The 22,051-nt window shown below is 39.0% G+C and carries 20 protein-coding genes; 11 read left to right on the forward strand and 9 right to left on the reverse strand.

Annotation, left to right across the window (positions count from 1 at the left end):
• Both B4237_RS02685 and B4237_RS02690 read left to right on the forward strand, forming a co-directional pair.
• Positions 1 to 1,125: O-acetylhomoserine aminocarboxypropyltransferase/cysteine synthase family protein (locus B4237_RS02685; RefSeq protein WP_286941250.1), on the forward strand; the 1,125-nt coding region annotated here is incomplete at its 5' end.
• A gap of 249 nt (positions 1,126 to 1,374) precedes the next feature.
• Entirely contained in the window at positions 1,375 to 2,262 is an 888-nt protein-coding gene (locus B4237_RS02690) for an SDR family NAD(P)-dependent oxidoreductase (RefSeq protein WP_004877895.1), read from the forward strand.
• Positions 2,263 to 2,310: 48 nt separating this feature from the next.
• Here the strand turns inward: B4237_RS02690 and B4237_RS02695 are convergent, their stop codons facing one another.
• From B4237_RS02695 to B4237_RS02705, 3 genes are all read right to left on the reverse strand, one after another.
• Positions 2,311 to 3,192, reverse strand: coding sequence for a hypothetical protein (locus B4237_RS02695; protein ID WP_136456731.1), 882 nt, complete (start codon positions 3,190 to 3,192; stop codon positions 2,311 to 2,313).
• A gap of 67 nt (positions 3,193 to 3,259) precedes the next feature.
• A complete protein-coding gene (locus tag B4237_RS02700) occupies positions 3,260 to 4,807 on the reverse strand; it encodes an esterase-like activity of phytase family protein (RefSeq protein WP_286941253.1) in 1,548 nt (515 codons plus the stop codon).
• 142 nt (positions 4,808 to 4,949) lie between these two features.
• The gene (locus tag B4237_RS02705) at positions 4,950 to 6,044 is read right to left on the reverse strand and encodes an SDR family oxidoreductase (RefSeq protein ID WP_286941255.1); all 1,095 of its coding nucleotides are present in this window, start codon (positions 6,042 to 6,044) and stop codon (positions 4,950 to 4,952) included.
• Positions 6,045 to 6,144: 100 nt separating this feature from the next.
• On the opposite strand from B4237_RS02705, the gene B4237_RS02710 reads away from it, so the two are divergent.
• Positions 6,145 to 6,522 (forward strand): MerR family DNA-binding protein, encoded by a 378-nt coding sequence (locus tag B4237_RS02710; protein ID WP_286941257.1) that lies wholly within the window; start codon positions 6,145 to 6,147, stop codon positions 6,520 to 6,522.
• A gap of 216 nt (positions 6,523 to 6,738) precedes the next feature.
• The gene (locus B4237_RS02715; RefSeq protein ID WP_004877905.1) at positions 6,739 to 8,031 is read left to right on the forward strand and encodes an MFS transporter; all 1,293 of its coding nucleotides are present in this window, start codon (positions 6,739 to 6,741) and stop codon (positions 8,029 to 8,031) included.
• A 50-nt stretch (positions 8,032 to 8,081) separates the two neighbouring features.
• Here B4237_RS02715 and B4237_RS02720 read toward each other — a convergent pair whose 3' ends face one another.
• Positions 8,082 to 8,855: an HD domain-containing protein gene (locus tag B4237_RS02720; RefSeq protein WP_286941259.1), complete on the reverse strand. Its 774-nt coding sequence runs from the start codon at positions 8,853 to 8,855 to the stop codon at positions 8,082 to 8,084.
• Positions 8,856 to 8,942: 87 nt separating this feature from the next.
• Positions 8,943 to 9,839: a LysR family transcriptional regulator gene (locus B4237_RS02725; RefSeq protein ID WP_286941261.1), complete on the reverse strand. Its 897-nt coding sequence runs from the start codon at positions 9,837 to 9,839 to the stop codon at positions 8,943 to 8,945.
• Positions 9,840 to 9,944: 105 nt separating this feature from the next.
• Between B4237_RS02725 and B4237_RS02730 the strand changes: the two genes are divergently transcribed.
• Complete coding sequence (locus tag B4237_RS02730; RefSeq protein WP_007480294.1) at positions 9,945 to 10,700, forward strand: SDR family oxidoreductase; 756 nt, start codon at positions 9,945 to 9,947, stop codon at positions 10,698 to 10,700.
• A gap of 50 nt (positions 10,701 to 10,750) precedes the next feature.
• On the opposite strand, the gene B4237_RS02735 is transcribed toward B4237_RS02730, so the two are convergent.
• From B4237_RS02735 to B4237_RS02745, 3 genes are all read right to left on the reverse strand, one after another.
• On the reverse strand, positions 10,751 to 11,068 hold the full coding sequence (locus B4237_RS02735; protein WP_007480296.1) for an AzlD domain-containing protein: 318 nt from the start codon (positions 11,066 to 11,068) through the stop codon (positions 10,751 to 10,753).
• On the reverse strand, positions 11,065 to 11,775 hold the full coding sequence (locus tag B4237_RS02740) for an AzlC family ABC transporter permease (protein WP_286941271.1): 711 nt from the start codon (positions 11,773 to 11,775) through the stop codon (positions 11,065 to 11,067). The genes B4237_RS02735 and B4237_RS02740 overlap by 4 nt, the downstream gene beginning before the upstream one ends.
• A gap of 77 nt (positions 11,776 to 11,852) precedes the next feature.
• Positions 11,853 to 12,683 carry an AraC family transcriptional regulator gene (locus tag B4237_RS02745; RefSeq protein ID WP_286941262.1) on the reverse strand — a complete coding sequence of 277 codons (831 nt, stop codon included), beginning with the start codon at positions 12,681 to 12,683 and terminating at the stop codon, positions 11,853 to 11,855.
• A 226-nt stretch (positions 12,684 to 12,909) separates the two neighbouring features.
• Between B4237_RS02745 and B4237_RS02750 the strand changes: the two genes are divergently transcribed.
• Genes B4237_RS02750 through B4237_RS02760 form a run of 3 tightly spaced genes read left to right on the forward strand, consistent with a single transcriptional unit; the run spans position 12,910 to position 15,705 of the window.
• The gene (locus tag B4237_RS02750; protein ID WP_278596174.1) at positions 12,910 to 13,782 is read left to right on the forward strand and encodes a sce7726 family protein; all 873 of its coding nucleotides are present in this window, start codon (positions 12,910 to 12,912) and stop codon (positions 13,780 to 13,782) included.
• Entirely contained in the window at positions 13,751 to 14,653 is a 903-nt protein-coding gene (locus B4237_RS02755; RefSeq protein ID WP_278596173.1) for a sce7725 family protein, read from the forward strand. The genes B4237_RS02750 and B4237_RS02755 overlap by 32 nt, the downstream gene beginning before the upstream one ends.
• 5 nt (positions 14,654 to 14,658) lie before the next feature.
• Positions 14,659 to 15,705, forward strand: a complete 1,047-nt coding sequence (locus B4237_RS02760; protein WP_278596172.1) for an RES family NAD+ phosphorylase — start codon at positions 14,659 to 14,661, stop codon at positions 15,703 to 15,705.
• 60 nt (positions 15,706 to 15,765) lie between these two features.
• Here the strand turns inward: B4237_RS02760 and B4237_RS02765 are convergent, their stop codons facing one another.
• Positions 15,766 to 18,111, reverse strand: coding sequence for a Tex family protein (locus B4237_RS02765; protein ID WP_286941265.1), 2,346 nt, complete (start codon positions 18,109 to 18,111; stop codon positions 15,766 to 15,768).
• Positions 18,112 to 18,429: 318 nt separating this feature from the next.
• Here B4237_RS02765 and ompR point away from each other — a divergent pair, with 318 nt between their 5' ends.
• From ompR to B4237_RS02780, 3 genes are all read left to right on the forward strand, one after another.
• The gene (gene ompR, locus B4237_RS02770; protein ID WP_004678831.1) at positions 18,430 to 19,194 is read left to right on the forward strand and encodes a two-component system response regulator OmpR; all 765 of its coding nucleotides are present in this window, start codon (positions 18,430 to 18,432) and stop codon (positions 19,192 to 19,194) included.
• Positions 19,195 to 19,211: 17 nt separating this feature from the next.
• Entirely contained in the window at positions 19,212 to 20,675 is a 1,464-nt protein-coding gene (locus B4237_RS02775) for an ATP-binding protein (RefSeq protein WP_286941267.1), read from the forward strand.
• A 150-nt stretch (positions 20,676 to 20,825) separates the two neighbouring features.
• A partial coding sequence (locus B4237_RS02780; protein WP_286941269.1) for an acetyl-CoA hydrolase/transferase C-terminal domain-containing protein occupies positions 20,826 to 22,051 on the forward strand: 1,226 nt, incomplete at its 3' end.

Below are 22,051 nucleotides of genomic sequence, written 5' to 3' on the forward strand. Positions count from 1 at the left end.
AATATCTATACACGGATTATGAATCCAACCACTGCGGTCCTTGAACAACGTATTGCAGCACTGGAGGGTGGAATTGGTGCATTGGCTTTAGCATCAGGTATGGCTGCCATCACTTATGCAATTCAAACGATTGCCGAAGCTGGTGACAATATTGCATCGGTTTCCACGCTATATGGTGGCACCTATAATTTATTTGCGCACACCTTGCCAAAGCAAGGCGTTGAAGTTCGTTTTTTTGATTATCAAAAACCTGAAGCGTTACGCTCAATTATTGATGAAAAAACCAAACTGGTGTTTGTTGAATCAATTGGTAACCCGCTCGGCAATATCATCGACTTAGAAGCGATCGCTCAGATTGCACATGAATATGGCGTTCCTGTGATTGTAGATAACACGGTTGCAACACCTGCTCTGCTCAAGCCATTTGAGTTTGGTGCAGATATCGTAATTCACTCACTCACCAAATATATCGGTGGTCATGGCAATAGCATTGGCGGCATCATTGTCGATAGTGGTAAATTTCCTTGGGGTAAATATCCAGAACGCTTTACAGCCTTAAATACACCTGATCCAAGTTATCACGGCGTGAACTATGTCGAAGTACTGGGTGAAGCTGCGTTTATCGCGCGTGCGCGTGTCGTTCCTTTACGCAATACAGGGGCTGCAATTAGCCCACTCAGTGTATTCCTCATTCTACAAGGATTGGAAACACTGAATCTGCGCATGGAACGTCATACTGAAAATGCCATCAAAGTTGCAGAATATTTAAAACAACATCCAAAAGTAAAATGGGTAAATTACGCAGGATTAAAAGACCATCCACAGCATAATCTGGCTCAAAAATATGTGAAAGGTAAACCTTCTGCGATCCTTTCTTTCGGTGTGGAGGATGGTCGTGAAGGTGGCACACGCTTTATTGATGCATTACAGCTATTTACACGTTTAGTAAATATTGGTGATGCAAAAAGCTTGGCATGTCATCCAGCAACAACAACACATCGTCAATTGAACGAAGAAGAGCTCAAATCAGCAGGTGTCAGTGAAGACCTCGTGCGCTTGTCTATTGGGATTGAGCATGTTGATGACCTGATTGCTGACCTCGAACAAGCCCTTGCTCAAGTTTAATTTTAATGAAATCAATAAGCCTCCTGAGTGAGGCTTATTTTTTGTTCAAATCTCAAAAATTATTATTGCTTTTTCAACTATTACAACACTTTGTTTTAGAGTTTTTACTCTAAAAAAATTATTATTTTTCAAATATTTACACTGGACAAACAAAAAATATCGGTTAATATACATACAAAATAAAGTGCAATGTTTAATCGCAATAAGAAGACATTGCAAACAACAGCTTGATTAATGTAGGTAACTTACATGAACGGAAAACTCAAAAAACTTTTTCAGCAAAAAGTCGACGGTAAAACAATCATTGTCACAGGTGCATCTAGTGGCATTGGTCTAACGGTTTCAAAGTATCTTGCTCAAGCTGGTGCACATGTCTTATTACTTGCTCGTACCAAGGAAAAATTAGACGAAGTTAAAGCTGAGATCGAAGCAGAAGGCGGTAAAGCATCTGTTTTCCCATGTGATCTAAATGACATGGATTCGATTGATGCAGTTTCTAAAGAGATTCTTGCTGCGGTAGATCATATTGATATTTTGGTCAACAATGCAGGTCGCTCTATTCGTCGTGCGGTACATGAGTCGATTGATCGTTTCCATGATTTTGAACGTACCATGCAATTGAACTACTTCGGTGCAGTTCGTTTAGTTCTCAATGTATTACCGCACATGATGCAACGCAAAGACGGTCAAATCATTAACATCAGTTCGATTGGTGTATTGGCAAATGCAACACGCTTCTCGGCTTATGTCGCATCGAAAGCTGCGCTTGATGCATTTAGCCGTTGCTTATCGGCAGAAGTTCATTCGCACAAAATTGCAATTACTTCGATTTATATGCCTTTAGTGCGCACACCAATGATCGCACCAACTAAGATTTATAAATATGTACCAACGCTTTCTCCAGAAGAAGCGGCTGATTTGATTGCTTATGCAATCGTAAAACGTCCGAAGAAAATCGCGACAAACCTTGGTCGTCTTGCATCGATTACTTACGCGGTTGCACCTGACATTAACAACATTTTAATGTCGATTGGTTTTAACTTGTTCCCTAGCTCAACAGCTTCAATCGGTAAACAAGAAAAACTTAATCTTGTGCAACGTGCTTATGCCCGTTTGTTCCCAGGCGAACACTGGTAATCTTGAATGACATAAAAAACCTCCCTTAATGGGAGGTTTTTTTATTATTTAATTACAGAAACTTGGTTGGTATTGATATACAAACTGGGTTTTGGTGGCTGTTGAGCTCGGTGCGTTATATTGCGTTAAACCCTTTAAAGCACTAAAGCTTAAAGCTGCTCGTGCCACGACTTTTTTGGTGTAATCCGCATTTGCATCTGCGTACTTAAATGACACCTCAACCACAGCAGGCTTCAATCCTGTATAAGGCATCTGGGTATACCACAAGCTCATTTCCAAATCGGCATCAAACTCACCTAAATCAATGGTTGCACCATCATATTTACGTTCATAAATAGTTAAACCACCAACCTGTTGTAAGCTCTGACTGTTGCTAAAGGTGTAATTGTTTTTAAAGCCCGTAAATAAAGTATTAATGTCTTCAAAATCATTGATCGTTCTTGACGTTGGAACTGTCGTAGACTTGCTTGCAACCACAAGAAAACTCAAATTATCTTTACGGGTAATATCATCTTCAAGCTTGGTTTTCGCACCTGATACGCTACTGCTCATATCTTCAAAATCAGTAATGTAGTGATCATAACCACGATATTTCAAAGTGACTTCTTTCGCGCCATTTTCGATACGCTCTCTAAAGCTATAGCCCATATTATTCAATGGGCAGCTTCCTTGAGTATCATAAAAACGGACTTCACGTTGCGTATCGAGACTCATATTCCCTGTGACATTACGGCTAATTTTATTTTCAATCGCTGTTTTCGCCTGACTAAAATAGCTATTTACATTACTTGCTTCATTACCATAACTAAAATTGTTGGGATCTAATAATAATTTGTATTCGCGAGAAGTTACTTTAGGTGAAGCGTAGCTAAGCGATGGCAACACAACAATAGTGAGTAAAGCCATCAAGGTCAGTTTATTTATTTTCATCTTGGTTCTTCTTAAAAAAGTGAATTAAAAAAGCCCAAAAGTTTTTGCTTTTGGGCTTCAAGTCTTGTTATGGATTGAACAGATTCAACTTATCAACGACATATAAGGTTGGCGTATCGACACGCATACGCGCATTATCCAAATATTTTTGCTCTAAACCGTTATCATTTCTCCAAAGTCCCATGTCATCATCATTCAGCACACCAAGATGCTGATGATCAATCAACCATAAGCCTTCCATTTTGTCATGTGCATAACTCACTCGTTTGCCCATATCCAACACCAAGGTTTTGCTGACAGGTTGAATATTTAAGGCTTGTAAACCCTCCCACCCTTGAGTCAAAACATACTGTTCTAGTGTTTTGCCTGCGATGGTCAAACCTAACTTTGAATCTTGCTGTAAGTCACCTTGAGCAGTGATATTTTCTAGGTTGGTGGCATCCTTGAGATCAATACGATATACATGTTTCATGATATTCGGATCGTCTTTGAGGAAGTTACCATCACGTTCAAGAACTAAAAATTCATGATCATTAATTGCAACGATCGCTGAGTTTGAGTTTGCTGCAATTTCTTGGCGATAAAGATATTGAGCAACCTTACCCGTCTCTAGGTTGATCGTCACAATACGGGTCAGCGTTGATTTATTGACTGCCTTGGTTGGCAGATTCATGGTGGATTGCATAATCCCAACCAATGTTTTTTGGTCAGGTGTAATTGTTAGACCTTCCATTCCACGATTGGCACGGCGATAACTAAACTCTTGCGGCAAGGTAAGCGTATTACGGGCATCGTTCGCAAAAGGATTGATACGGCCAATCTCTTTACCGTTAGCATCATAATGAACAATGTGCGGGCCATATTCATCACTAACCCAGAATGTGCCATCTTTCAATGCAGCCAAACCTTCACTATCAAGACCATAGTCATCCAGCTTGATCGGATTCGTCACAGGATCATAAGGCTTGCTTGAATCAACAGTAATCACATGACCATTGATGTCGTAAGGAGTTTCACCAGTGCCACCGAGAGCAGCAGTATTCGGTAAGCCCGTGATATTTTTTCCATTACGATCTTTCAATAAAATCGTTTTGATCAGTTTGACTGAACCATCATCTTGTGCCTCAAACAAACCAATTTTAGGAACATAATCTGGAAGCGGGAAAATCTTACCCGCCCCATGAACACCATCATCATAGTCAGCATTTGGACCACGATCGGTAATCGCATAAAACTGTTTTTTATTCGTGGGATGTGCCGCAACGTCAGAACCAAAGCCACCTTGACGAAGGGTAAATGGGCTATCAATGGTTGTACCATTGGGCTGAAAGCTCGCTAGAATTTCATAAGGTAATGCAATGCCTTGTGCAAATAAGTTTGCACCACACTGTACCGAACTTTGCTCGATTTCATTGGCATCCAATTGACCATTTTTGTTTTTATCCAGACCACTTTCAATACGTGTTCCAGCGCTCCAGCAATCATCATTACCCAACGCTAAAGGCGTTTGTTGAATCAAGCTGTTTAATCCATTTTGACCATTATCCCCATCAGAACATGCAGTCAATACAACCATCGAAGCCAATAAAGCCAAAGTGAGCGGTGTTTTTTTCATTGTTTACAAACATCATTGCCAAAGAGCCTTCATGCTAAGAAGCAAAAATGACAATCTCATGAACAAAAGATCACCAATCTATGACAACCGACGATGTGAATAAGTTTAAACTTATCCACAACTTGCCGCTTTTATCATCGGGTTATGGTTGTTGATAAACCCAAAGACTGGTTTTTTCCAAAGCTTTTCTTAAGTCCGTTTCTTGAATATCCCACTTTTGGATGAGTTGCATTAGCTGTGAAGTATTCAGCGGTTCTGTTCGGATAAAGTCCAACATTTCTGCGGACATTTCTAATTTTTGCGCCAACCATTTCCATCTTAAAATCATTCGCAGTACAGACAATGGTACATATTGCGTCGGTGCTTTTTGTTTCACTTGTGCGGCGATAATATTCAACATTTCAGCAAGAACAAATCGCTGTTGATGTGCAACCAAGAGTTCACGCTGTATTAAGCTTGGCTCAGTAGCGGCATGACTGATCACTCGCACAAGATAGTCGACGGTCACAAGTGGTAAATAGTGTTGTGGTGTCGCAGGAATGGCACTCATTTTTTTACGTTTTAATAAATCGACCATATGCGCCATCGGTTGGTTTACAGGGATTTCGCCTGTACTTGCATCTCCAACAACCGTTGCTGGATGAATAATCGTCCAATCTAAATTCAACCGCTTAGCTTGTGAAATCCATGCATAATGTGCCTCTATTTTCGAAGCTTCATAAGCGCCTTGACGGGCATAAATCTGTTCCCAGTTACTTTGCTCAGGTGATGCTGAATCTATCCCAATCTGCTGCAAATGTTGCTCCAAAGTCAGCATAAATCCTGAAACATGAACAACACGTCGTAACTGACAATGTTGCTGCATACAACGCAGTAAATTTACAGCACCTTCAACATTCACAGTGCGGGCTTGTTGCATACTGAGATTCCATGCAAATAAAGCACTTCCATTGTAAAGTGTATTGACCGTACTCAATTTCTGCCAATCGGACGTCGATATTGCAAGGTCTGGTTGGGTAATATCACCTTGAATGCATGTGAGTTTTTCTAAAGAAACTTTTCGTTGAATGAGCCATGTCTCTAGCTCTGCTTGTTGTTTCAGTTTTTGACGTAATAATGCAAAAACCTGATGTCCTTGCTGCAATAACTCAGCAATTAAAAAGCGCCCAATAAAACCTGTCGCGCCTGCAACAAACGCAATTTGTGTCTGCTGCTTATTTAAATCTTTATTTTCCATTGTGAATGACTCATTTTATTCAATGTAGGAATAGGCTAAAGGATGGAGTACACTCAATGGTCAAGATGTTTTTTAAGCAAATAATAAAAAAGGTGATGAAATGTTGATTGGTGAACTTGTAAAACAAACTAACCTCAGTCGAGATACCATTCGCTTTTATGAAAAAATGCAGTTGATTCATTCAATCACCCGCAATAATGGTTATAAAGATTATCCAGAACAAACACTTCAGCAAGTCCAGTTAATTCGTACAGCAAAAAACCTTGGTTTCTCACTCCATGAAATTAAGCAAATCTTAGCAATGACGGCGCAACAAGAAATTCCTGCAGATCAAGTACACAACATCTTCCAAGAGAAACTCGATGTGATTGACGAAAAAATTGCTCAACTTAATCAAATTAAACTGATGCTGAGCCGATTTACTCAAGGAGAGCCTTGTCCGTTAAGAAAAGATTGTCCTATTCCTGAATTAAATTAACTATTTTTCATAAAATTAACTTTTCCATATTGACCATTCTGCCCAGCCTCATGTTTTTTAAATAATTATTTAAAAATGCTCTGATTCTCTCTATCTAAAAATCCAGTCATAAAAAGCATACAAAATAGTGTCATTTTCATGCTTTTTTAGCGGTATATAACATTCTGCAAGATTCAGTTACAGCATCTTGCTTAGTCGAGAAAGGAACATACATATATGAGTCAGACATATAGCAAGGAAGAAAGAACGAGTCGCATCAAAGGCATTGTGGGTGCGGCATCAGGGAATTTAGTGGAATGGTTCGATTTTTATATTTATGCCGTTTTTGCTGCCTATTTTACTCATGCACTCACTGCTCCAGATATGGAGCCAACCACCAAAGCGATTTATGTGTGGGGTGTATTCGCCGCTAGCTTCTTTATGCGCCCAATTGGGAGTTGGTTATTTGGACGAATTGCCGACCGACATGGTCGTAAGAAGTCTATGGTGATCTCTATTTGCTTGATGGCACTCAGTTCATTTCTATTTGCAGCATTACCAACTTATGATCAAGTCGGCATGCTCGCGCCATTCTTATTGCTTATGGTTCGTTTGTTACAAGGTCTATCCGTAGGTGGTGAATATGGTGCCGTTGCAACTTACATGAGTGAACTCGGTTTGAAAGGGCAACGTGGTTTTTTTGCCTCTTTCCAATACGTCACACTGTCAGGCGGTCAGCTACTTGCCAGCTTGCTAGGTGTTATTTTGCTGGGCTTTATGACGGAACAGCAACTGAATGATGGTGGTTGGCGTATTCCATTCGTGATCGGGGGGATTGCAGCACTACTCTCTTTAGCTGCTCGAAGCCGCTTAGAAGAGACCTTATCGCATGAAGATGCTGAACGTGAAGAATCTGGTAGTTTGGTCGCGCTATTAAAGCAACACTGGAAGACATTCCTCTTGGTGGTTGGTTATACCTCAGCAGGTTCACTGACTTTCTACGTTGTGACGGTCTACTCTAAAACCTATCTCACCAATATCGGGATTGAAGGCAAAACCGTTGGCTTTATCATGACTGCGGCATTATTCGTATTTATGATTGCTCAGCCATTCTTTGGTATGTTGTCAGATCGAATTGGTCGTCGTGCGTCGATGTTGTCATTTAGCTTATTGAGCGCAATCTTTATCTATCCTGTCATGGTCATTGGTATGCGCAGTTTTGTTGATTCGCCAGTGATTATTGCCTTGTTACTGATCTTCTTAATGATGCTGCTAAGCTTCTACACGTCTATCAGTGGCTTGGTCAAAGCAGAGATGTTCCCGCCTCATGTCAGAGCCTTGGGCGTCGGATTCTCTTATGCAGTCGGTAATGCCTTGTTTGGCGGTTCAGCACCTTCCGTTGCCTTGTTATTTAAAGATGCAGGCATTGAAAACACTTTCTTTGTTTATGTAATCATCATGCTCATCATCTGTTTCTTCTGTAGTTTGGCGCTGCCGAAAAAACCTGCCTATTTAGAACATGATCACTAAATAAATTCTGCCCTCATCCAAACCACTTTTGTTCGACAAAGGTGGTTTTTTTAATGTCCTACTTTTTCCAGATATGGATTAAGATTGACTAAATGCTTAAAGCCACTCTGAACGACCATTGCTGTACGAGACTGAGGACGTGTAAATGCTTCATGCTGGGTAAATTCGATCATGTGTTGATTAAAGTCTAAACGTGGATATTTTTGAAATAACTGTTGTCTAAACTGGGGCGAAAATTCAAAACCTCGGCTTCCAATCACATCACAACTTGCTGCTTGTTGGAGTAAATGTGCTTCAACGCCATCATCAACAGCCACATAAGGATTCATGTGCATACTAATCGCATCAAACAACTGATAAACACGCGGTATCTGCCAACCTTGCTCAATGGACCAATCCTTAGCAGCATAAGCGCCCTGCCCAGCAAAACAACGACAAGTTTCATGATGTTGATAATGTTGCTCGGTCATGCCTAAATCATGTAATAAACAAGACACCGCCAACAACTCATGATCATGTTTTAAATCATGCATCTTGGCAAAGGCTACTGCGTAGTGCCATGTGCGCAAACAGTGATTTTGTAAGGCGATTGAGCTACAAGATTGCATTTTTTCAATCGCGTGTTTTACATCATTGCTATCAGGCAAATGTAAGTCATCCACACTCAAAAACTGATGTTTTTGCTTAGAGCGACCCGCTAAAGCATACATTTTTATACTTTGTTTGAGCACAGGGAATAGGCTATGACTCAATAGCTGCATCCGATCTTTTAAGGATAAGTCACCTAAAGTCTGTGCCATCCATGCTTGTCTGCCAATGTACATTTTTATCACCTATAAAATTAGAGCAATTACTCTAATTTTAGTTTTTACTGTAAATCGCTTTAGTTGTCAAAATATTAAAGGATCATTCTAGCAATAGACAGCAAGCTCACTTTTCAGCAGATCATTAAGCCAATCAATGAAGTCCTGAAAATATTCTGGACGATATTGACGGTCTGTAAGCAAAATATTGACAGGTAGTTCCGAGCTAGGAACGTGTTCAAATAAGCGCTGTAATCGACCTTGTTGTACATAATTTTTCGCATCAAACTCTGGAATCTGGATAATGCCCAATCCTGCTAAACCCGCTTGAATATAGGCTTCTGTATTTTCAATCAATAAACGATATGGCATTTTGACGCGATGATTTTTAAATACTAATTCGCTCAGCTCTCGATAATGCTTAGCAACATGATAATCAACGGCAAAATGCTGTTGCAGCTCATCAAAATCTTTAGGAATGCCAAACTCAGTCAAATATTGCGGCGCAGCCAATGTCCAAATTTCAGTTTGACAAATCGGCTTGATCAGTAAATATTCATCCTGTACCTGCCCGACTCGAACAACACAATCAAGTTGTTGTTCAATCAAATTGGAAAAATCATCACTGCCATTAATCAGAACTTTCACTTTTGGATAACGTTGATAAAACGCTTTTAAATTAGGAATCAAAACTTGGGTGGCTATACGTTTCGGCATCCCAATGCTAATTTTACCTTCCTGACTGCGTACCTGCGTTTTAAAACGATTGAGCTCTTTTAATTGTGCAACCAAACGCATTGCTTCGTCATAAAACAAACTGCCCTCATGCGTGAGAGCCACCTTACGAGTCGTGCGATAAAACAACAGCACTTCATATTCCTTTTCTAGCACTTGGATCGCATAGGTCACATTGGAACGTGGTAAGCCTAAATGCACTGCAGCTTGTGCAAACGATTGCTTCTCTGCCACCAAACAGAAGATTTTTAAACGATCTACTTTATCCATTTTATTATTCAACTTTTCTGCACAATCAGTTCAATACTAACAACTATTTCAGACAAATAAATTCCATTAGCATCATTTCATACACAACATGATGAGGAAAAATAAATGTCACAACATCATCTCAAAGGCAAAACCGTACTAATCACTGGCGGCGCAAAAAATTTAGGTGGTTTAATTTCACGTAAATTTGCTGAGCAAGGTGCAAACTTATTAATTCATTACAATAGCACTGCAACCCAAGCAGATGCCGAGGAAACATTAAAAGCAGTTCAAGCATTCGGGATCAAAGCGATTTTGGTTCAAGCTGATTTATCCAATATTCAAAATATCGAACAACTTTTTATACGAGCTAAAGCAGAGTTTGGTGGTGTGGATATCGCGATTAATACCGTCGGACGTGTGCTCAAAAAACCATATTTAGATACCACTGAGCAAGAGTTTGATGGAATGAATGACATCAACAATAAAATTGCCTATTTCTTTATCCAATCAGCAGGTCGACATCTCAATCCAAATGGAAAAATTTGTACCATCGTCACCAGTCTATTGGCGGCCTACACAGGACTATACTCAACCTATGAGGGTTTAAAAGCGCCAGTCGAACACTACACTCGTGCCGCATCTAAAGAGTTTGGTGAACGTGGTATTTCAGTCACTGCTGTTGCCCCAGGCCCAATGGATACACCGTTCTTCTATGGGCAAGAAGCACCTGAAGCGGTGGCTTATCATAAATCGGCATCTGCATTAGGCGGATTGACTAAAATTGAAGATATTGAACCATTGGTTCGCTTCTTAGTGACGGATGGATGGTGGATCACAGGACAAACTATTTTTGCCAATGGTGGTTATACCACACGCTAAGAGGTGCAAATTTAAAGCTTGGGTTCATGCCACTCATGACCCAAGTTTCTTTAATTCAACCAAAAAACCAAAGCGTAAAAACATGCCAAACTGAGAATAATCGTCGCTAAGGTATGTCGTACCGTATAAGCAATTCCAATTGTTAAGACTGTGGCAAGAAAATAAGGATTTAGTAATGTCGAACGAAATACGCCTTGCTCATCCATAAAGACAATCGGTGTCGCAATTGCGGTGAGTAAACAAGGTGCTGAATATTGCAATGATTGTTGAAACCACTTCGGTAAACGTAAAGGAATATTCGGTTCAAGCAGAATATAGCGATTCATAAATACCACGAGCGCTAGAATAATCAGAAGAAACCAATTCATGCCGCACGCTCCCGAAGATTCTGCAAACAAGTCGCGGTCAGCATCCCAATGACACCCGCTAAAATTGCCGCACTTTTAATTCCTAGACTCAAAAACACAATCGTAAGTACTACAGACACCATCACGCCAACGAGCGTATTGAGATTCTTAATAAACGGGACTACGATTGCGATAAATGTCGCAACAATCGAAAAATCTAAATGATATTGATCTAAATTTGGTACGGATGCCGCGAGCAATACACCACAAATACTGAATAGTACCCAACACAGATAAAAACAAATACCTGCACCCAATAAATAATAAATATAGTGTTGCTGTTTTTTGATACTGACCGCAAATAGCTCATCTGTGAGTAAAAAACCAAGCATAAGTCGATGCTTCAATGGCTGCTTAGAAATATCATCTCGTAAATACAACGCATATAAATAATGCTGTGTCGTAATCAGAAACACCGAAATAATAATCGTCAACGCAGGTGTACCCACCATCACTAAACCTAGCGTCATCAATTGCGCTGCGCCTGCAAAAACTAATACCGACATACCGATTGCTTGCAGCGTGGTTAGCCCAGCTTGAATCGCCATTGAACCCGCCAATAACCCCCAAGGTAAAACGGCAAAACACAAGGGGAGAATTTTGATCACACCATTGAGAAATGCCTTGGATTGAGACATTGGGGTGTCATCTATGCTTTCAGTTAACATCAAAATCACAATTACTCGTCGAACAGATTATGACTATGCCAAACTTCGATGCATTCGAATTGTATAAAATTGCTGTTTTATTTGAGGTAGGCGATATAACCGCCCGGTGTAATACCGAAAGTTTGACGGAAATGACGACTAAAATGACTTTGATCAGAAAAGCCACACTGTTGCGAGACCTCTGATAAATTTAGTCCTTGCCTCAATAGCTTTTGTGATTTCTGTAAACGTGCTTGGATTAACCATGCATGGGGTGAGAGTCCAACATGCTTTTTAAACTGGCGTAGAAAATGCCACTGACTGAGATTTGCCATTTCCGCAAGTTCAGCCAAAGAAAATTCTTGTTCAGGCATACTTGCCATCAGTTCTTTAATCTTTAATATACGTTGCTTCGCATTACTCAGATTAACAGCCGTTGGACGTACTTGGCTATATTTAGAAACAAGCCATGCTATTGTTGATAAAAATAAAGTTTGTTTGAGCAAAGTATTGCTCGGCTGTTCAAGCAGATCGAACAGCAAACGAAACTGTTGTGCCAAACCTTCATCATGTAAGACCGCTTCTCTAAACCACGGTGCTGTCCCATGAATCGTGGTGAGATCTCGTGTTAACTCATGGAAAACTTCTGGTGTTGGATAAATCGCTCGATAACGCCAACCCGTTTCTACTGCAGAAGATCCTGTATGGACTTCATCGGCATTGACTAAAATAATATCGCCTTGTGGTGCGACATGGTTGCCACCAGTACGGTAAAAGCGTTGTGCGCCCTCTTCAATCACACCAATACAAAAACCTTCATGAACATGGCGAGAGAACTCCTGTTGAAAGTAACTGGCTTTCAACATTTCTAAACCACCGAGTTCTTCAAGGTGTAAATAATCCACTTGTTCTCGAGGTCTACGCGACATCACGACCTCCTAAGGCTAATATGCATCATTGCAGGTTAACGCGATTGCATGAAACTTATAGAATAAAATTGCTGTTCATAGCTTAAGCTATATAAAACAACTTACTATAAATTTATGCTCCAAAAAGTTAAGCAATCTGAGGTAAAAATTATTTTTCAGCTTTTTTTCTTATTAGATTACTAGGTACAATAAGAATAATCTAATTTATATAAGCTATCTTAATATTGTGAGCACTACTGAGAGAGAAATCGCCAAACTTTTTACAAGCAATAGCTTAAGAGCTATTGCTTCTGGTGACGCTTCATCTCTTGAAAAAATAATAAATAACAAAATCTTAAGCTCAAATGTAAATACATCCAGTATCCATGATATATATTCATCTGCATTTGAATTTTTAAGTCAGAATTATCGAAATGAATATGTCTATAAAAATTTCATTGCTCGCAAAATTTTAAGAAGCAAACATTCACTCCAATCATCCGTTTTACTTTCGGAATTCAGGGTAGGTCAGAACAAAGCTGATTTAGTCTTACTAAATGGCTGTTCAACTTGTTACGAAATCAAAACAGAATATGATTCATTAAACAGATTAGAAGACCAGCTACAGTCATATATTCGATTATTTGAAAAAGTTTATGTCGTATGCCCTAGTTCCCTACAAATAGATGTAGAAGCTATCATTCCTCATAGTGTTGGTATTATGGTTTTAACCGACAACAACACTTTACGAACTATAAAAGAAGCTATATCTAATGATATTTTTGATATTAGCCTTATGATGAAATCATTAAGAAAAGAAGAGTATTTAGATATTGCTGAAAATATATATGGGCTAAAAATTGATGTTCCTAACACTCAGGTTTTTGATCTGTGCTTTAAAATTCTAAATAAATCTGATAGAGCTGTTGTCAACAATTTATTTTTAAAAACTTTAAAGAAACACAGAAAGAATAATATTGAAGCAATAAATAATCTCCCCCCCCCTTTGACTAATGCTTTGATAAGCTTTAAATTCAATAAAAATGATATTAAAAACCTAATTAGCTTTTTCTCGGAGAAAGACCTTAATGTATTATCCAATTTTAAGAGGAAAACTTAATGAGCTTTTAGCTATTCGAGAACTATCAGAGCTAGGACTTAAAAACTTTACTCCTGTTATTGAACCTGTAAAAAGTGATATAAAAGCACTATGTAAAACCATTGAAGTTCTAAATAAGAATGGTATTGTACCTTATATAATCATCAACCCGATAGTTGGTGACTTTAAAAAATCACAGACTGAATTTAGTGAACTCATAACTAAAATAGAGAATATCGAGTATACACCACTCTACTCGATCAATGAAAAGACGAATTTATACAATGATTTTTTAGAATTAAATAATTTTGGTTTGTTTATTCAGAAAGGTATTGATAAGGAGCTGATTGATTTTACAAAAATCTCAAGAATTAATTTTATTCAAAATGATAATAGCCCACAAGTTAAAAGACTTATACACAATAAAGTTGTCTATGAGGACTTTTTTAAAAGACAACTAAGAAATGCAGATTATCCTCAAGAATCATCATTCTCAGCCTTACATAGTTATTACCATGAAGAAAATAATATAGGTTTTGGTGATTATACTATTACAGGTGATGATTTTATTGAAGGTGGTGGTCCAGCCTATGTTGTAACAGTTCATGCATCGTATATTGATACTCAAAGATTTGATGAGTTATTCATTCGTCACTATTCCTCAGAAGATGATGGAACACCCACTAACCCTGGCGCTAAATTTAAGGAAGCATTAACGAAACTTATTTCTGATTTCCAATCAAAAAAAATCCTTTTCGAAGAAACCAAAGGACTACAAGAGTTCATGTTTTTATACAAAATAGGACATTTCCCAGGGTTAGGGCAAGTTAAAAAAAATTCAATAATGCACCATATTGAAACAATAAATATATATTTAGAATCAAAGGATTAAGGCTAATGGTTCGAAAATGTTGTAGTAACTGTTTTTCAGATAAAGCTTTAAAATTAAAAATTAACTCAATAGGTAGAATTTCACGTTGTCATTATTGCGGAACAAATGATGCAAGTACTATAAATATAGATCAATTGTATATGCTAATCTCACCTCTTATTGAAGTGATTGATAGCATATTTGAAAAAGATACAGATGGTTATAGTTTATTCAATATCCTATCAAGTGAATTCAAATTATTTACTAGTAACGTTCAAGAGCAAATAATTGAAGATGCACTACAAAATAGGCGAGAGTTAATTAACAAAAAATATAAAAACTTTCCAACTAATACTCAGAATGAATGGGAAGCGTTTAAATATGAACTAAAACACAATAATCGTTTCTTCCCACAAATTGAGATATACAGAGATGCTTTTCTTGAAACTGGAAACCTATTTGAGAAATTTACAGAGGTAATTGAGCAACTAAATTATGAAATTACTACTTCTGATACACTTTTTCGTGCTCGAATATCGGATAATATTCTTAAACATCAAGAAATGAACAAACCTCCTTTAGAGAAAGTGACTATAGGTAGAGCTAATCCGGATGGTATTTCTTATTTATATACAGCTCAGTTAATTGAAACTGCATTAACAGAGGTTCGTCCAAGTAACGGGCAAACTGTTTATATTGCTTGTTTAAAAGTCAAACAAGATATTAACGTTATTAATTTATGTGATCCCAAAAAAGATATTTCATTCATATCTTTAAGCTCTACAGATGATTTTCATAAGATTATGAAATTAGTTAATTTATTAGATCAATTCGCCAAAGAGTTATCTTTACCTGTTTTGCCTAATCGTTCACATCTCGATTATATACCAACTCAATTCATTACTGAGTTTTTTAAAAATTTAGGTGGGATTGATGGATTAATGTTTAATAGCTCTTTTGGAAACGGTTACAACTTAGTCATATTTGATCAAGACAAAATAGACATTCCAATTGATATACCTCTGAAACAATTGAGAATTATGGGTATACAACCTGATTATACTGAATTATAAAATAAAAATAGTATCACTTAAAATAAAAGCCTCCGAAGAGGCTTTTATTTATTTGATCAGTTACTTAGAACCTTTAATCCCTGCTTGTAATAACAAAGCGCCTAAACCACCGATTTTTTGCTCTTGCGGTTTTTCAGTTTTTGGCTTGTTATTTTGTGGACGCTTAAAGTCGCCCTCTTTACGTGGTGGGCGTTGACCTTGTGGTTTACGCTCAGTACGGTCTTGCTGTGGACGTTGTTGACGCGGTGCTTTTGCTGGAGCAGCACCTTCAGCACGCATACTAAGGTTCACACGGTTACGTTCCACATCGACCTGCATCACACGTACTTTTACGATTTGACCTGGTTTTACCACTTTATGTGGATCTGAGACAAACTCGTTTGCAAGTTCAGAGATATGCACAAGACCATCTTGATGTACACCCACGTCAACGAATGCACCAAAGTTCGTCACATTGGTTACGACACCTTCAAGCTGCATACCTTCAGTCAATTGCGCAACTTCAGTAATGTCTTCACGGAACTTCGCAGTACGGAACTCAGGACGTGGATCACGACCTGGTTTTTCCAATTCTGCTAAAACGTCTTGAATCGTCGGTAAACCAAATTTGTCATCAACAAACTCATCTGCTTTAACCTGACGAATAATCTCGGTATTGCCAATAATGTCTTTAACCGTAGTTGCTTTAGCTGCAACGATTTTTTCTACCAGACCATAACTTTCAGGGTGAACAGCTGATGCATCTAATGGTTCAGAACCATCTTGAACACGTAAGAAACCTGCCGATTGTTCAAAAGTACGCTCACCTAAACGTGGCACTTTCTTCAATGATTGACGGTTATCAAAACGACCATTTTCTTTACGGTATTCAACGATCTGCTGTGCGATTGATTTATTTAAACCAGCGATATAAGCCAAAATCGCAGGTGAAGCGGTATTCACATCCACACCAACAGCATTCACACAGTCTTCAACTACTGCATCCAAAGTTTTTGCTAGACCGGTCTGGTTTACATCGTGTTGATACTGACCAACACCAATTGATTTTGGATCAATTTTAACGAGTTCAGCCAATGGATCTTGTAAACGACGTGCAATCGAAACTGCACCACGAATCGATACATCAAGATCAGGAAGCTCTTGCGCAGCAAGCTCACTCGCCGAATAAACCGATGCGCCTGCTTCGCTGACAGTTACACGCGTCAATTGCAGATCCGTATTCGCAGCCATCATTTCAGCAACAACGGCTTCAGTTTCACGACTCGCAGTACCATTACCAATCGCAATAAGTTCCACGTGGAACTCTCGGCATAAACGCGCGAGTTCAGCAATCGAGCCTTCTTTATCTTCTTTTGGTGCAAATGGATAAATCGTGCTATGTGCCAACACATCACCCGCATCATTTACAACAGCGAGTTTCACGCCTGTACGAATACCAGGGTCAACACCTAGGGTTGTACGACCACCCGCAGGTGCAGAAAGTAATAAATGACGTAAATTTTCCGCAAAAACATCCATTGCTTCTGCTTCAGCGGCCAAGCGCTTATCCGTCAACAATGAATGCTCAATCTGAGGACGAACCTTACCTAACCAAAATAATTTTGCAGTTTGTTTTAAATAATCTTGGCGGCTTTGTGGTTGAATTTGCTCAAGATTATATTCGACTTCAATACGAGCCAATGGAGCTTCATCTTCGCCATCTACTTTTAAACCAAGTACATTTTCTTGACGACCACGTAACATTGCCAATAAGCGATGAGAAGGAACTTTATTCAGATTTTCTGAGAATTCGAAATAATCACGGAACTTCTTGCCGACTTCTTTCTTTTCATCAGAAGCAACTGCACTTTTTAGAACAGCAGTTTTTGCAAAAGTTTGTTTTAATTCAGTGGTTAAGGCAATATTTTGCGCCCAATCATCGATCAAAATATGTTGTATTGCATCCAATTGACTCTCAACATCTGGATAATCTTCGTGGCTAAAACCAGCCAAAGCTTCTGTTGGATCAACTTGTTCTGCAATCATCTTTTCAGCAATTGGACCCAAGCCCGCTTCTTTTGCTTTAAATGATTTACTCGTACGTTTAGGACGATACGGTGCGTAAATTTCTTCTAATGCATTTTTAGTTTCTGCTGCATTTACACGCGCCAATAAGTCATCGCTTAATTTATCTTGTTCTGTTAAAGATTGGATCACTTTCTCACGACGCTCGTATAAATCACGTAAATAAGCTAAACGTGTATCGAGTTGACGTAATTGAGTATCGTCTAAGCCTTGCGTGACCTCTTTACGGTAACGTGCGATAAAAGGAACACTAGCGCCTTCATCAATTAAACGAATAGCAGCTTCTACTTGGTTTGGACGTACGGCAAGTTCATTTGCCAACTGCTGAACTAAGTCAGTCATCGTGATTGATTCCACAAGGGTTAAGTCTAAAAGCACTGATTATAAAGTCCACGGCTATAAAATCCACCATTGTTTTTTTGAATATTTTGCGAGTATTTTTTGCAAATTGATGAATGTTTCTAAAATATCGACATTTTTTGCTCTAAATATTGAAAAATAGATTGTTTGTCATAATTTTACCTGTATATATTTGGTATCTATCTCTTGATTTTATTGGCAATATTTGTTGCTTTATAACATAGCCAAACCTGTGCAATGAATCGTATACTCCCAAGCATTGCATAATGACGATGACAATAAACGATAAAGGAGCACATCATGAGTTTAGTTGTACCTGCTGAATCGACGGAAACCGTACACCATGAGACAGATCGTGTCGAACGCATTTTAGTGGTCGATGACGATGTGCGTTTGCGTACGCTTTTACAACGTTTCCTAGAAGATAAAGGTTTCGTCGTAAAAACTGCTCATGATGCAACACAGATGGATCGTTTATTACAACGTGAGTTGTTCTCGCTGATCGTCCTCGACTTCATGCTCCCTGTAGAAGATGGTTTAAGTATCTGTCGTCGTTTGCGTCAATCAAATATTGATACCCCGATTATTATGCTAACTGCACGTGGTAGTGACTCTGACCGTATTGCGGGTCTTGAGGCAGGTGCAGATGACTATTTACCAAAACCATTTAACCCAAATGAATTGTTAGCGCGTATTCGTGCCGTATTACGTCGCCAAGTACGTGAAGTACCGGGCGCACCAAGTCAACAAGTTGAAGTGGTCAGCTTTGGTCCTTGGGCATTAGACCTTTCTACTCGTACTTTAACGCGGGAAGGTCAAGTAGTTACACTTACGACGGGCGAATTTGCTGTATTAAAAGCGCTTGTGCAGCATCCACGTGAGCCATTAACTCGCGACAAACTGATGAACTTGGCACGTGGCCGTGAATGGGGCGCAATGGAGCGTTCAATTGACGTTCAAGTTTCTCGTTTACGTCGTCTGATTGAAGACAACCCTGCCCGTGCGCGTTACATCCAAACTGTTTGGGGTGTAGGTTACGTTTTTGTTCCAGATGGCGCGGAATAACATCAGGAATCTAAACCTTGAAACTTGAACCAATTGATCCACAAGCATTTACAGATTTTGTTTCGTATTCTGAAAGACCACGAACAAAGTGGGAACGTTTTTTAGATAAAATCAAACCACGATCCGCCGCAATGCGTACCACGATTTTGGTACTCTTTATGGTGTTTTTCAGCCTCTTTATGTCATTGTGGTTCTTTTGGCGAACACTTTATTTACCTGAATTACAGCAACACGCTCGCTACCTCGCGATTGAGTTAGAACTAGTCAACAATCCTGATATTCGTATTTTGCATCGTGACACAGAAGTCGATGTTGATACGTGGCTTAAAAATAGAATTGGGATTGAGTACATTACTGATCCCAAAGAATTTCCAAAAGTCGAAGATAAATTTTTAGCTGAGTTATTTACCAACCAAATCGAAAAAAAATTGGCGAAAGAACTTGGTGTTGATAATGCTGACAATGTGACAGTTTATTTCAAATTTAAACCAATCCCTCGTATCTGGATTCAAACACCAGAAATGAATGGCAATTGGGTTCGAGAACCCTTAAAAACTTACACCAACTATAGTGTTGAGTTGATCGCAACATGGCTATTTGGTGTACCCATTTTATCTTCAATTATTATTTTAATTTTGGTTCGTCAAATGAATCGACCACTGCGTCGATTACAGAATGCAGCCAACAATTATAGTAAAACAGGTAAAGCCCCTTACCTCGATACCAATCATGGTCCTTTAGAAATCCGTCAAGTGAACCAAGCGTTTAACCATATGGTGTATACATTGGAACAGATAGAGCGTGATCGCCAAATTATGTTGGCTGGGATTTCTCATGATTTACGTACACCATTAACTCGAATTCGATTAACTGCGGAAATGCTTCCAGATGAGTTTCTACGTGAAGGCTTGGTATACGATGTCGATGATATGGATGCGATTCTGAACCAATTCATTTCATACATGCGGGATGGTTCGGATGAGGAATTAACCGATACCAATATCAATACTTTATTACAAGAATTAGTAATCCAGTTTAAGCCGCTCGACATTCGCTTTGAGATGCAAGAATTACCGATTATTCCTGCACGTAGCTTGTCTCTAAAACGCTTAATTGCCAATTTGATTAACAATGCCAAGCGTTATGGTGCTGAACCGATTGAATTGTCAGCCAGTTATGTTGATGAACATATTTTAATTACTGTGGCAGATCATGGTGAAGGTATTCCACCTGATCAAGTTGAAGAGCTGATGCAACCCTTTGTTCGAGGCAATTCTGCACGAACAGTCCAAGGAAGCGGTTTAGGCTTAGCGATCGTAAAACGCATCGTGGATATTCATCAAGGACAAATCAATATTCGTAATCGTGAACAAGGTGGTTTAGAAGTGGTCATCTCACTTCCGATCTCAACTCAAGAGCCTGAAGAAAACCCAAGCAATACGATTGGCAAGATTAAACAAACACTTACAGGGCATTTTTAAACTGATTTTTGCTCATTAAAAATGCCACTTATTTCTAGTCAAAAATCATCTTCTATTTCACATATTAGACCTTAGCAGTAGTCCAATTCACTTTTGCACTTTTAGCGCTAAAATCCATATCTAATGAAAAAGCAATATTGAGAATGGATGATGTCTTTAAGTCGTATTCGCCTTGCATCTCTTCACGACAAAGTGATGAGTGCTGAGCAGGCAGCTCGCTTTATTGAAAATGATATGACGGTTGGTATGAGTGGCTTTACACGTGCAGGGGAAGCAAAAGCAGTCCCTCAAGCACTGGTTGAACAAGCTAAAAAAAATCCGTTAAAAATCACGTTAATTACGGGCGCTAGCCTTGGAAACGACTTAGACAAACAACTGACTGAAGCAGGTGTTCTTGCGCGTCGTATGCCATTCCAAGTTGACAACACTTTACGTCGTGCAATTAACAATGGCGAAGTGATGTTCATTGACCAACATTTATCTGAAACTGTTGAACAAATGCGTAACCAGCAGCTCAAGCGTCCTGATGTAGCCGTGATTGAGGCTGTTGCGATCACAGAAGAAGGTCATATTGTTCCAACAACATCTGTAGGGAACTCTGCGAGCTTCGCGATCTTCGCTGAAAAAGTGATTGTAGAAATCAATACTTCTTTAAGTGAAAACTTCGAAGGTTTGCATGATATTTACATCCCAACTTACCGTCCAACACGTACACCTGTACCTTTGACGAAAGTTGATGATCGTATTGGTTCAACTGCAATTCAAATTGATCCGGCGAAAATCGTTGGTATCGTGTTTAACAACACAGCGGACTCGCCATCGACTGTGACTGCACCTGATGCTGAGACTCAAGGTATCGCAAATCACCTCATTGCTTTCTTTGAAAAAGAAGTTGCTGCAGGTCGTTTGGCGAAAAACTTAGGTCCTTTACAAGCAGGTATTGGTTCGATTGCCAATGCCGTATTAACAGGTTTAAAAGATTCTAATTTTGAAGATCTAGTCATGTATTCTGAAGTACTTCAAGACTGTACTTTTGAATTAATTGATGCAGGTAAAATGAAGTTTGCCTCTGGTAGTTCTATTACGTTATCAGCACAATGTGGCGAACGCGTTTTTGGAAATCTCGAAAAATACAAAGACAAATTGGTGTTACGCCCTCAAGAAATTTCCAATCACCCTGAACTTGTTCGTCGTTTAGGAATCATCGGTATCAACACTGCCCTTGAGTTTGATATCTACGGCAACGTGAACTCAACGCATGTGTGTGGCACGAAGATGATGAATGGTATTGGTGGTTCAGGTGATTTTGCTCGTAATGCGCATTTAGCCATCTTCGTGACCAAATCAATTGCCAAAGGTGGTGACATTTCTTCAAT

Source organism: Acinetobacter sp. UBA6526 (assembly GCF_002434875.1).
Taxonomy (GTDB): domain Bacteria; phylum Pseudomonadota; class Gammaproteobacteria; order Pseudomonadales; family Moraxellaceae; genus Acinetobacter; species Acinetobacter venetianus.